The 13583-nt window shown below is 58.0% G+C and carries 8 protein-coding genes; 3 read left to right on the top strand and 5 right to left on the bottom strand.

The window, feature by feature from the left end; translation table 11 throughout:
- Positions 1-74 precede the first annotated feature (74 nt).
- Positions 75-4817, top strand: coding sequence for a hypothetical protein (locus AACY44_RS09810; RefSeq protein WP_339530155.1), 4743 nt, complete (start codon positions 75-77; stop codon positions 4815-4817).
- Between the two features lie 30 nt (positions 4818-4847).
- Here the strand turns inward: AACY44_RS09810 and AACY44_RS09815 are convergent, their stop codons facing one another.
- The 5 genes from AACY44_RS09815 to AACY44_RS09835 form a co-directional block, all read right to left on the bottom strand.
- Complete coding sequence (locus AACY44_RS09815; RefSeq protein WP_339416288.1) at positions 4848-5225, bottom strand: response regulator; 378 nt, start codon at positions 5223-5225, stop codon at positions 4848-4850.
- Between the two features lie 78 nt (positions 5226-5303).
- On the bottom strand, positions 5304-6497 hold the full coding sequence (locus tag AACY44_RS09820; protein WP_339496985.1) for a hybrid sensor histidine kinase/response regulator: 1194 nt from the start codon (positions 6495-6497) through the stop codon (positions 5304-5306).
- Complete coding sequence (locus AACY44_RS09825; protein WP_339416285.1) at positions 6491-7096, bottom strand: chemotaxis protein CheB; 606 nt, start codon at positions 7094-7096, stop codon at positions 6491-6493. Before AACY44_RS09825 ends, AACY44_RS09820 begins: the two co-directional genes overlap by 7 nt.
- Positions 7093-7923, bottom strand: a complete 831-nt coding sequence (locus AACY44_RS09830; RefSeq protein ID WP_370467866.1) for a CheR family methyltransferase — start codon at positions 7921-7923, stop codon at positions 7093-7095. The genes AACY44_RS09825 and AACY44_RS09830 overlap by 4 nt, the downstream gene beginning before the upstream one ends.
- Positions 7924-11421 carry a response regulator gene (locus AACY44_RS09835; protein ID WP_339530157.1) on the bottom strand — a complete coding sequence of 1166 codons (3498 nt, stop codon included), beginning with the start codon at positions 11419-11421 and terminating at the stop codon, positions 7924-7926.
- 238 nt (positions 11422-11659) lie between these two features.
- Between AACY44_RS09835 and AACY44_RS09840 the strand changes: the two genes are divergently transcribed.
- Both AACY44_RS09840 and AACY44_RS09845 read left to right on the top strand, forming a co-directional pair.
- A complete protein-coding gene (locus tag AACY44_RS09840) occupies positions 11660-12025 on the top strand; it encodes a response regulator (protein ID WP_339416282.1) in 366 nt (121 codons plus the stop codon).
- Between the two features lie 156 nt (positions 12026-12181).
- On the top strand, positions 12182-13582 hold the full coding sequence (locus AACY44_RS09845; protein ID WP_339436358.1) for a DUF1254 domain-containing protein: 1401 nt from the start codon (positions 12182-12184) through the stop codon (positions 13580-13582).
- Position 13583: the final 1 nt, after the last annotated feature.

Here is a 13583-nt window from a genome sequence, read left to right on the forward strand (position 1 = left end):
TACACGAACAGGTAGGAAACCCTCGCAGAACGACGCTGCGAACCTATTCGACAGTCCCGACTGAGAACGCACTGATGACCCTGTCTGCACACCTCTCCACGCCGTCGCTTGCCCATTTTGTCCCTCTTGCCCCCCCGCTTATCCAAGCACCGCGCCTGTCGCTGTCGGCTCTGCAAACCGACGCCTCTGTACAGCCGCCAAGCGTTGATGGTGACCGTCAACTGGCCGAGCTGTATGTCAATAGCTTGCGCACTCACAGTGATAAGCCCTGGTCTATCGGCGATCAGCCGATTGGGCCGATTCCGCCTGATTCGACGTTCGGGCAATGGCGCCAACAGCTAAGCGCCCTCCTCCAGTCCCCGGACCTCAAGGACTGGGCCCAGAAAAATCGGATCGACCTTTCAAAACCCATCTCATTGTTCCCGCCGCAAGGCAATACCCCGGGTTTCGCCGCGCTCAGGGTCAAGCCTCTTGCTGGTGCGCGGAGCCAGTCGGTGACGTCCAAGTATTTCGGCAGTTTCGTCGGGGACAGGAGCCACGCATTGCCTTTGTCTTGGTCCCTCATCATGCAGGCAGCGGCTGTTCTGGCGAACGGTCAAACCTACATCGTCGCGCCCAGGGGCGACATGGCGCAGGTGAAGGAGGTGGCGGCGTTTTACGGCGAAGCCCTGCCAACAACCGTTGATGCTGCGAACGACCGTGCTGCGCAGTTGGAGCAGCAGAACGTTTTCGCAGGCAGCGCACACTTGAACCACGGCGATGCGCTCGAACACCAAAAGACTCAGATGGCCGACGTCAATAACCGGCACACATTCAGCAACCAGATCATTAATCGGGTATTGGCCGCATTTGTGCCGTTGTACCTGGATGCTCAGGAGAAGGCGCAATTACCGCCCGGTTCTGTGGGTTATATTAGTCCCGATCAATTCAAGGCCAGGGTAAAAAACGATCTGGAACAGCTTCTGGGCGTCATCACTCTGCCTATCGATCCACACTCGCCCTACTATCGCGACCAGGGTTTAGCGGCAGCAGGCAGTGCCAGCCTCAAGCGATTTATAGAAGACAACGGTTGGATGATGCCAACCACCCTGGCAGAGTTGCGCAACCTCGCCACAAGCACCACTGCCGCCGCCCCCCTGTCGCCGCCGCATGGCAATCTGGGCGGCGCACTGTCCTGGCCGCTACCACCGAGCCATCAAGATCAGCTGAGCAGTTACCAACCGCTTGCGATGCTGCCAGGCGCCAAATACGGCCTATTCAGGCAATTGACCAGCAAGTTGGTCCTGGATCGATCGACGCTGGCCCAGCCCCGCAGGGTTATCGAGAGCATCATCAACTCGACTGAAGGGCAGCGGGTGGGCACGTCACTTGAAGCCAAATTCGCAGGCCTCTCGAGCGAAACCAGTGTTGCCGATTGGCTGTTGACGGCCCTGCAATTGTCCCTGGACCAGGAAACCTTGCTGGACCGCTCCGGCGCCCCCAGTCGTAATAAGGTTGCCGGTTTCGACCTGGCGCATTCCGAGCACGTCGGCAAACACCCTTCAACGGTTGTCACGGCGCTGTCCGATCATCTAGAGGACAAGCAAAAAGCCACTGCGGAACTGGCTCCTGTGGCCGCTTACTTGTTGTTATCACGCCGGGCGCCGGCTTACCTGGTGAAGGACATTCCCGCCGGCGTCACCTGCGGCTCCCACTCCTGGGTCAGCCTTGAGGTCGCAGTGGCACGCCTGGAAGCCAAGGCACCGGGGTCGACTGCGCTTATGACGTATGCGCAAGTGATCACTCTTGCGGAACGGGCACCCATTACCGTTGAAGATCGAATGGTCGCGGCCTCAGCGCAACAGGCTGCGCTCATGGATTGGGGCATTGCCAATGGCGTCATCACCGCCAACGCCAAGGATGAGTACGCCGCGCTCCAGATGGACAGCGTACGCACGGCCTACAACGCACAACTTGAAGAGTTGAGCGCAGGGTCTCAGGCGTTCTCCCGTGAAATGCCGGCGCGTCGCGCATTGGCGCTCGGGGCCTTGAAAAAGGCATTCGGTGAAGGCATCGACTTTGAAAAGCAAAGCCTTGAGGCGGTGGCTAAGGGCCGAGATGACGTAGGCCCGCATTCGGTCGTGGATATTTACATGAACGGGGGATTCACCGGGGCACTTGGCCGGGGCTGGACGTCCAACGACCCCAGCGTGCCCATTAACCGCCTGAACGTTGTAAAGGACCTGCCCGATATCAATGTCGTATTCGCCAAAGCGTTTGCGGTTTATGCCGCGCAGATGGAGAAGGCAATGGGTGCACAGGTGAAGCACCTGATCGCCACCCTGCCACTCGAAGCGCGTAAAAATATTGAGCAAGGCACGCTTGAAACCTTCAAACAGGTGCAGGTAAGCACTGACAATTACGGAGAAACCAAAAGACGCACGTTGACCAACCGCACCGGCCTGCTGATCCGGACCGAACGCCAGGGCGTTGTTACCGTATATGAGATCAACCTGGAAAAAAATACGCTCAGTCGGCGCGATGATTTGAAAAACGTGGTTCCGGGAGCGATGGTGGCGCCATACCGAGCGGGTTTTTCAGTTTCTGAATACCCAAGGGTACTGCCCAAGAAAAACCACGCAGCGACAGTCAAGGATGAAACCGCCTCCGACAGTATCCCCAACAGTTTCAACAGTGACCGTACCGCCTACATTGCCGATGCACTGGTGAGCCACGCGGATATACGCTCATTCGAAAATCAAGCCAGGGGCCAGACTACCTTCGATACGCGGCTGCCTTGGTACAAGCATGCCAGCGCTTTCGTCGTGAACTTTCTTCCGTTATATCCAGCGATCAAAAGCTTCCAGGCCGGGGACATTGGTGCGGGAATCGTCGACTTGGCATTTGATGCCTTCGGTTTCATGGTCGGTCTGGGCGCTGCCGCCAAAGCCGCCAAGGGCGTGCAAGCGGGGGTGTCATCCCTGAATACGCTGGGCAGGCTTACGAAAGTATTCGGGCGAACAGCGATGTCTACGCTCAACCCCCTCGACGCCTTCGCAAATCTGGTGGCCCTCCCCCTCAAAGGCCTGCAAAAAGGCGCTGTCGGCGGTTACAAACTCTTGGCCGGCAGCACTGACAGTTACGAACTGCTCAAGGCCGGTAAAAACGTCGACGCTTCGTCTTATGGCACATTCAAGTTCAACAACGACTTCATAGAGGGTCCAGCGGTTCTAAAACAAGACAAGTGGTACGCCTATAACCCCATTACGCAACAGCCCTATGGTTCGCCACTGAAGGACTTTTTACCGGCGGCACGCATCGAGGTGGATCATTTCGGAGCGTGGACAAGAGCATCGGACCCCACCAGGCGTATCGATGAGGCCATGGTCAACAATTGGAAGCGCGTTGTCGGTGAATATCGCAGCGGCCCAGAAAAAACCAGGTTTGACGATGGCTACACGTTGGGTGACCCGAAGATCGTTGAGAAACTCTCCAGCACCTCATCCATTGAAGACATTATGCGTCTGGCCACTAAACGGGGCATGACAGCGGAACAGATAGGGGTTCTCGTCCGACGCTACGATGACATCGCCTACGGAGTCGGCAAGAGCAGGTCCACGCGGTTTATAAACAGGATAGAGCCCCGATTCGGTAACGTCGTGCCTGTGCCTCAAGTGGTGTATTTCAGTCAGACCGCGCAATTGTCAGACGGGCAGTGCGCCGCCCTTTCGCGCGCCATGGCAACCGCCATGGCGCACGGCAAGGAAAAAACCCTGATCAAAAACCTGTATACCGCTGCTGCCTTCCCGGCTGATCCGGCTTCTCGCAGATTTATCGAGAGGTTACGCAAGCTTCAGGCTCAGGTCGGCGGTGAAACGTCTTTCCATGCGGGCATGCCCATTCGACAGGTGTCCTATCAAAACATGGTCAAGGAATTGGATGCGGCAACCGCATCAAAATCCCTCATGATTGACTCGCCCAACCATGCAATGGCGGCCGGCGTCCGAATCGAAAACGGGCAAAAGAACTTTTACTTTTATGACCCGAATCTCGGCGTCGCCACCTTTCCCAGCGCAGACGCAATGGAAGCGGGCCTGAAAAAGGTTTTTCATGACAAAAAACTGGGGCCGCACTATAAAACGCACAGCACAGACGCCAATAAGCTGGAGTTCAAGGTCTTCGATCATGACGATGCCTGGCAGGCCAGGAACAGTGTGTTCTCAGCAGACTTCAAAACGCTGTATGAAGACCCGATTATCCCCTCCGGAGTGCCCCGTAGCCTCTCCCACCTTGAGTTGAAAAAGAACTGGGAGGTACTTCATACCCATCCGGCCAACAAGGGTTTGATCTGTTACAGGGCGGCCCTGCGCGTAGGGCAAGCCGAGAGAACACTCTCAACCAAGGTGTATGACGCTGTTCTGGCTAGGATGGATACCTTGGCGGCCACCAATTATTCGCCAAGTTACCTGGACATCATGGGCATCAAACCCGACAACTTGAAAACCACTTTCAACGCCGCCGACATCAAGGAGTCCGGGCTTATCAACTTCAAGCATGCCAATGACGGTGGGGATTTCGGCCACACGGTTTATGTTCAGAAGACCAAACACAATGAATTATTTCTGTTCAACACCAATAGTCCGGACTTGGACGTGGCAATGATCCGCCATGGCAACCCACCGCAGGTCAGCGGCGGGATGACGGTATACCACCTCGATAAAGCCAACGGTAAAGGCCTTCAAGCGTTCCTCGACGGGTTCGATGGAAAGCAGGGCTGGCAATTCGCGTTTACACCCGCCAGTGTGCTCAATGCGAACGTGCAGAAACTGTCCCATTAACCACTGAAATGCGCGGCGCGCGCCGTGCCCTTAAGCCAACAACCGCTGGATATGCGCTTGCAGCGTATCCAGGTCGAACGGCTTGGCCAGGATCGGCGCGTTGCGCGTGATGGGGCTGTTGCAGTCGAGGATTTCCTGCGGGTAACCGCTGATGAAGATCACTTTCAGCTCGGGTCGCAGCTTCATCGCGGGTTCGGCGATCTGCACCCCGGAAATCCCACCAGGCAGGCGGTAGTCGGTCACCATAAGGTCCAGGTGCGGCTTGGTTGCGAGGATTTCGAAGGCCTGCTCCCCATCGACGGCCTTCAATACCCGATAACCCAGGCCGGCCAGGTACTCGCCCAGCACAAACATAATGGATTCGTCGTCCTCTACGATCAGAACGACATCTTGCGCATCTTCACTCATGGGAAGCCTTTGTCCGGTCAATTGCTGCAATTACGACCATGGGGTCACGCAGAGGTTGCGTCAAGGTGACGATTGATTTCATGCCAATGCCTCAAGGGGCAAACACACCCGAAACAAGGCGCCCTCGCCTATCTGGCTCTCGACCTCAATAGTGCCGCCATGGGCCGCTACGATCTGCTCGGAAATGAACAGCCCAAGGCCCAGGCCGGCGGCCACTTGACTGGCAGACACACGCTCGAACTGCTGGAAGATGCGCTTCTGGTTGTCTTCACTGATACCGATCCCGTGATCACGCACTTCCACGCGAGCTTCGCCGTGTTCGCTGTACACGCGCACCTCCACCGGGCTCTTGGCCCCATAGCGCAAGGCGTTGGTCAGCAGATTGGTGACCACCTGCTCGATGCGGAACTCGTCCCAGTTGCCTTCCACGGGGCCGTCGACGATCAGTTCCATGGAAGAGCCCGCCGCCGCCACTTGGGGGCCGAAGTTATCTACCAGGTTGCTCACACGCTGCGCCAGGTCGAAACGCGCCGGGCGTATCGACAACTTGCCCGTGCGGATGCGCGACACATCGAGCATGTCTTCGATCAGGCGAATCAGGCTCTGGATCTGGCGCTCGTCGCGGTCGACCATGGCGTGCATCTTGTCCAGGGTGAATGCGGCGGCGTTATCCCGGGCAAGGTGCATCTTGCGCAGTTGGGTCTCGAGGATCAGGCCATTGAGAGGCGTGCGCACTTCGTGGGCGACGATTGACATGAAGTCGTCACGCATACGGACCGCCTGCTCTAACTCGGCCTGCGTGGCCTGCAGGCGCGAGAGCAACAATTCTTGCTCGCGACGGCTGCGCTCAAGCGCTTCTACCTGAAGCTTCATTGCTTTGCTTTGACGGTACAGGTCAACGAACACGTTGACCTTGCTCTTGACCGCATGGATATCCAGCGGCTTGTGCAGGAAGTCCACGGCGCCGCTTTCGTAGCCCTTGAAGGCGTAATTGAGCTCACGGCCGGCAGCACTGACAAACACAATCGGGATGTTCTTGGTCTTTTCGGTGCCACGCATCAATTCGGCCAGCTCGAAACCATTCATGCCGGGCATCTGCACATCGAGAATCGCCAGGGCGAACTCGTGCTCCAGCAACAGGGACAAGGCCTCGTCAGCGCTCAATGCCTTGAACACCTGCCGGTCCTCGCGCTTGATCAGCGCTTCGAGGGCCAGCAGGTTTTCCGGCAGATCGTCGACGATCAGCAGTTTGGCCTCGACAGTACTTAACATGGGGAATATTCCAGGGAAGCCAGCAGTGAGCCAATCCGGCCCAACGTTAGAATGTGGTCGGGTGTGTGCAGCGCCAGCGCTGCACGGGGCATCACAGCAATGCGTGCTTCAGTGGGTTCTTGCACCACAGTCGTTCCACCTTGCTGCTTGACGTGGGCTAGGCCCCGGGCACCGTCATGGTTGGCGCCGGTCAACAGGATAGCCATCAAGCCTTTGCCGTAGGCATCGGCGGCCGATTCAAACAGGAAATCAATCGCCGGTCGCGAGTGGTGCACACGGTCTTCCTGGCTCAGGGACAGGCTGCGATCCTGCTCCACCGACAGGTGGTAGCCGGGGCCGGCGAAGTACAGGGTGCCGGGCTTGAGCATTTCCTTGTCACGGGCCTCCACCACTCGCATGGCAACACGCCGATCGAACACCTCGGCCAATTGGCTGCGACGTTCATCCGGCAAGTGCAGCACGGTGATGATCGGCAAGCCGAAATCCGCTGGCAACTCGCTGAAGACCGTCAACAAGGCTTCCACGCCACCGGCAGACGCACCGATGACGATAGCCTCTATGCCCCGGACCGATGCCGGGCTCGCAGCCGCTTGATTCATAGTTTTCGGTAGATCCGTTCCTGTTTGACCAAAGGCTCGAACTGCTTGCCGTACGCGGAGAAATCTAGGGTTTCCTTACTGCCCAGCACCAGAAAGCCGCGATGGCACAGCGAATCATGGAACAATCCAAACGCGCGATCTTGCAACCTTTTATTGAAGTAAATTAACACGTTACGACACGAAATTAATTGAGTTTCTGAGAATACACTGTCAGTCGCCAGGCTGTGGTCGGCGAACGTGACATTCTCGCGCAACGTCTTATCGAAGATCGCGTAATCGTAGGCTGCCGTGTAGTAGTCGGCAAATGAACGTTGCCCGCCCGCCTGTTGATAGTTGGCCGTGTAGGCTCGTACGTTTTCCAGGGAGAAAATGCCTTGCTTGGCTTTATCCAGCGACGCTGGGTTGATATCCGTGGCGTAGATGATCGTACGCTCCAGCAAACCCTCTTCACGCAGCAGGATGGCCATGGAGTACACCTCCTCGCCCGTGCTGCAGCCGGCGATCCAGATCTTGATCGACGGGTAGGTCTTGAGCAATGGCACCACTTCCTGGCGGATCGCCAGGAAGTGAGACGGGTCGCGAAACATCTCGCTCACCGGGATCGTCAGAAATTGCAGCAACTGCATGAACGCCGCCGGATCGTGCAGCACACGCTCCTGCAAGGCGGAAATGGTCGCACAGTCGAACTGGCGCAACGCGTGGGCCACGCGGCGCTTGACCGACGCACCGGAGTAGTCGCGAAAGTCGTAGCTGTACTTGAGGTAAATCGCCTCAATCAACAGGCGCAACTCAATGTCACTGCTTGTTTCCAAAAAACGTCGCTCCACTTAAATGCGTTCCATCTTCGGTAGCCACACGCGAATCAAAGAAAACAGGCGGTCCAGGTCAATCGGCTTGGCCAGGTAATCGTTGGAGCCGGCGGCCAGGCAGCGTTCCTGATCGTCCTTCATCGCCTTGGCCGTCACTGCGATGATCGGCAACTTCTTCCAGCGCGGGTCCTGGCGGATTAAGGCGGTAGCCTCGTAACCGTCCATTTCCGGCATCATCACGTCCATCAACACCAGATCGATATCCTCGACTTCGTTGAGTTTGTCGATGGCTTCACGGCCATTGCGCCCAATGACCACCACGGCGCCCTTGTGCTCCAGGGCGCTGGTCAGGGCGAAGATGTTGCGCACATCGTCGTCAACCAAGAGGACCTTGCGCCCCTCGAAGACCTTGTCGCGGCTGCGCGCAGTCTTGAGCATCTTTTGGCGATCATGGGACAGCTGGGACTCGACTTTGTGCAGAAAGAGTGTGACCTCATCCAGCAGGCGCTCCGGCGAGCGCGCGCCCTTGATGATGATCGAGCGCGAATACTTGCGCAGTTCGGCCTCTTCGTCGCGGGTCAGGTTGCGCCCGGTGTAGACGATCACCGGCGGGAACGAGCAGATATCCTCAGTGGCCATGCGCTTGAGCAGCTCGTTACCAAGCATGTCGGGCAGCTTGAGATCGATGATCATACAGTCGTAGACATGGTTGCGCAGCAGGTCGAGGGCTTCCTGGGCGAAGCCAACGGCGGTGATCTCGATGTCATCGTCACCGATCAGGCGGGCAATGCTGTCGCGCTGCAGGTCATCGTCTTCCACCAGCAGTACGCGCTTGACCTTCTGAGTCAGCTTGGCTTCCAGGCGGGCAAAGACGTCCTTGAGCTCTTCGCGGGTGGTAGGTTTGACGGCATAACCGATGGCGCCCATGTGCATGGCCGCCTCGACGCGGTCTTCCACGGAAATTACATGCACCGGGATATGGCGGGTGTTGGCGTGTTCTTTAAGGCGTTGCAGCACGGTCAGCCCGGAATGGTCCGGCAGGCGCATATCCAGCAGGATCGCGTCAGGGATGTACTCTTCGGCCAGGCTGTAGCCTTCGTCTGCGCCATGGGCCACCAGGCAGTTATAACCAAGCTCGTGGGCGAGGTCGAACAGGATGCGGGCGAAGTTCAGCTCGTCTTCCACGACGAGGATGCAGCGCGTGGTGAACGGGGCCTTGTCGCGATCGTCGGCGAAACGCGGGATCTGCTTGGCATCCGCCACCGGCAGCGGTGACACCTTGACCGGCACTGGCGCAGGCACCACTACTGCTTGGCGTGGTTGTTCGATCGGTGCCGCGTCTGCTTCGCGCTCTACATACTGCTCCGGCACTACCAGGGTAAACACACTGCCCTTGCCTGGCTCGCTGGTCACACTGATGTAACCGCCCAACAGGGTGGCCAGGTCGCGGGAAATAGAAAGCCCGAGGCCGGTGCCTCCATAACGGCGGTTGGTGGTGCCGTCGGCCTGCCGGAAGGCTTCGAAGATGCTTTCCTGGTGGTCCGGGGCGATACCGATGCCGGAATCGCGCACCGTGAAAGCAATGCCCTCCCGGGGTGCGCGTGACACCGACAGGCTGACCTCGCCTTGCTCGGTAAACTTGAGCGCGTTGGACAGCAGGTTTTTCAGGATCTGCTCCAGACGCTGGCGGTCGGTAAACAGCAGGGTCGGCGTACCTTCCTGCACGTCCACCTGGAAACCCAGTTTACGATCGGCCGCCAGCGGCTCGAACATCCCGCGCAGGCCATCTACAAGGCGCGCCACGCTGGAGGTTTCCGGGCGCACTTCCAGCTTGCCGGCTTCGACCTTGGAGATGTCCAGGATGTCGTTGATCAGGTTGAGCAAGTCATTGCCGGCGGAATAGATCGACTCGGCAAACTTGACCTGCTCAGCACTGAGGTTTTCCTGGGGGTTCTCGGCCAGCAACTTGGCCAGGATCAGCGAGCTGTTCAGCGGTGTGCGCAGCTCGTGGGACATATTGGCGAGGAATTCAGATTTGTACTTGCTGGAGCGCTGCAGCTCTTCGGCGCGATCTTCCAGTGCGAGTTGGGCTTGGTTGAGCTCGATATTCTTGCGGTCCATGGCGTCGCGCTGTTCGGCGAGGGTTTCGGTTTGCTCGGCCAGTTGCTCGTTGGTCTGCTCCAGCTCAGCCTGCTGGGTTTCCAGGTGGGCCTGGGACTCCTTGAGGATGCGTGACTGTTCTTCCAGCTCTTCGTTGGCGGTCTTGAGCTCTTCCTGTTGCACTTGCAGCTCTTCGTTGAGCTGCTGGGTCTCGGCCAGCACTTCCTGCAGGCGTTGACGATACCGAGCGGTTTCGATGGAGGTGCCGATATTGCTGGAGATCAGCTCCAGCAGCTCTACGTCACGCTCTTCCAACGGGCGCAGGAAACCCAGCTCAACTACCCCGTTGACCCGCTCGTCATTGTTGGTCGGCACCACCAGCACGCTGCGGGTAGCGCCCTCGCCCAGGCCGGAGCTGACTTTGAAATAATCCACCGGCACGTCGTCTAGGCGAATCAGGCGATCCAGATGGGCAGCCTGCCCGACGATGCCTTCATCGCTGTAGATGGCCTGCTCCCGTTGCTCTTGCTCGCGGGAGAAACCGTAAGTGGCCACGCGCTTGAGCCCGCCGTGTTCTTCGCGCACGTACAACGCGCCCACGGCCGAGCCCATGTACTGGGCAAAGAATTGCAGGATATTGCGGCCAAGCATGTTCACGGTGAGTTGGCCGAGGACCTGTTCAGCCAGTTCGGTCTGGCCATTGCGCAGCCAGGCTTGCCGTTCCAGGCGTCGTGCGATCTTCTGTTGCGACGCAAGGTTTTCGCTGTAACTGTCTGATAATGAAACAAGATTCTTACGGCCGATATAAGCCAGGAAGCCGCTTAACCCCAACACGAAGGCCAAGTACAGGGTGACACTGATCACCGTTGTGCGGGTGACATCTTCATTACGGGCGATGCGGAACTGCTGCTCCATCGCCACCGCGTCGTCATATTCCTTGCGGATTTCGTCAGTCAGGCGCTTGCCGCGGCCGGCCTTGATCGCACCGCGGTAGTCGCCGCTCGTGCGCTGCAGATCAATCATCGACTGGGCATAGTTGTTCCACTCGGCCTGCAATGCTTCCAAGCGTTTGAGACGGTCCACCTGCTGCGGATTGTCCGCCACCAGCGCCTGCAAATTGCGCAGGTCGGCGAGGATTCGCGGCTTGGCCACTTCGTAGGGGTCGAGGAAATGCTCGTCACCGGTGATCAGGAAGCCGCGCATGCCGGTTTCCAGGTCCACCGTCAGCTTGGACGATTCATTGAGGTTATTGATAACCCGATCGGTGTGTTCCACCCACTGGATCACCGACAATAGATAGGTGATCAGCATGACGAAAAACACTGCACTGAGCACACCCACACCCAGGGGCAGTGCAACGTTTCGGCTCAGGAGGTTACGAAAGCTCTTTTCATCGACGGACGACGCGGGAGTCATGGAAATGCCTTGGCCAAAGGTGGAAAAACCGGGAGTTTGCCGCAAAGTGGCGGGCAAGACTATTTTTCTAGAACGGTTTTGTACAGATTCCTGCGAAGGAACCCGCTATTCTCTCTAGTCTTTCCTATCGCATTGTTTTTACGGCCAGCGGGAACTTGTCATAAGTGCCCGCTTACTCAAGGAAGAGGCCTGTCAGAACGGCCGCGTGTAAACCCTCGCCTTTTTTGGGAATTCGATTATGTCTGCAGTCACCTCCACCATCCTTGTCGTCGAAGACGATGCCATCGTGCGCATGCTCATCGTCGATGTCTTGGAGGAGTTGGAATTCAGTGTGGTAGAGGCGGCCGATGCGCAAGAGGCGCTGGCACTGGTGCAAAACACTGACCAGGTGATCGACCTGATGATGACCGATGTTGGCCTGCCAGACATGGATGGCAAGCAACTGGCGACCAAGGTCCGCGAACTGCGCCCTGCCCTGCCAATCCTGTTCGCCAGCGGCTATGCCGAGAATATCGACGTGTCTGCAGGCATGCAGGTCATCGCCAAGCCATTTTCCATCGATCAACTGCGCGACAAAGTCAAATCGATGTTGCCTGCGCTGTAATCCCGGCTTGTCTTCAGTGCCGCCTTCATGGGCGGCATTTTTGCGTCAGATGCTCAGAGATTAACGTGACCTTCGACGAATAAAACCGGAAACTCGGCGTTTCCCCGCGCCAACCCTACTCATTCTTCAAAACGCACTCACGAAGGACGCAACAACATGATTGGAAAACCGACGCGCCTGCTGTTGGCGAGCCTCTCGATACTCATGAGTACCGGCGCCTGGGCTGACTTCACGGCAACACCGAGTGAGGCCCGGGCGATTGCCAAGGAAGCCTACCTGTATGGCTACCCGGTGGTGGAGATGTACAAGACGCTCTATACCCAGGCTGTTGATCAAGGCGGCGCCAACTTCAAGGCGCCGATCAACCGACTGGGGCATTCCGCCCAAGTGCTCAGCCCGAAACACACCACGCAGGCCAACGCGACCCCTGACACGCCCTATTCCTTCGTCTGGATGGACCTGCGCAGGGAGCCGATGGTGCTGACGTTGCCCGGGATTGAGGACGATCGCTATTACTCGGTGCAGTTGATCGACCTTTATAGCCAGAACATTGCGTACCTGGGCACTCGCAGCACCGGCAATCATGGCGGCCACTACATGGTCGCGGGTCCTGATTGGAAGGGCCAGCAGCCTGTGGATGTGGACCGGGTGATCTACAGCGAAAGCAATCTGGTCTACGCGCTCTACCGCACGCAGTTGTTTGATGAAAAAGACCTGAACAAGGTCAAGCAAATCCAGAACGGCTACAAGGTGCAGCCGCTGAGCGGCTATGTGAAGCAAGCCGCACCGGCCAAGGTGGCAAAGATCGAGTGGCCCAAGCCCACGGCGGCCATGACAGACAGCCCGCAACTGTTTCGCTACCTCAACTTTATGCTCGCCTACGCAAAACCTCAGGACAGCGAGAAAGACCTGCTGGCCCGCTTTGCCACCATCGGCATCGCGCCTGGCGCGCCCTTCAAGGTCAGCCAACTCAGCGCGGAACAACGCAAAGCCCTGCAACAAGGCATCGCAGATGGCAAAGCCGAGTTTGCAGCATTCAAGAAAGACAAGCTCGACACCCTTCAGGTCACCAGTGGCGAACTGCATGGCAGCCGTGATCGCCTGAAAAACAACTACCTGTACCGCTACGCCGGCGCTATGCAGCGTTTGTTCGGCAATTCGGCCGAAGAAGTCAGCTACATGACGTACTCCGTCGACAGCGAAGGCAAACCGGCCAATGGTGCGCGTCATAGCTACACCGTCCACTTTGCCAAAGACCAACTGCCACCGGCCGATGCGTTCTGGTCGCTGACGATGTATGAAGCCAAGAACGGGCAATTGGTGCCCAACCACAAGAAACGCCACCTGATCAATTCACGGATGCTGCCCAACCTCAAGCGCGACGCCGACGGCGGCGTGACACTGGCGCTGCAACACCACGAACCGCCGAAGGCTGAACAGAGCAATTGGCTGCCCGCGCCGCCCGCGCCCTTCTACGCGGTCCTGCGCATTTACCTGCCCAAGCCGGAAGCGGTTAATGGCCAATGGAAGCTCCCACCCCTGACCCCCCTGAAGTAGC

It is taken from the genome of Pseudomonas sp. RA_15y_Pfl1_P11 (genome assembly GCF_963970975.1).
GTDB classification, from domain to species: Bacteria; Pseudomonadota; Gammaproteobacteria; order Pseudomonadales; family Pseudomonadaceae; genus Aquipseudomonas; species Aquipseudomonas tritici.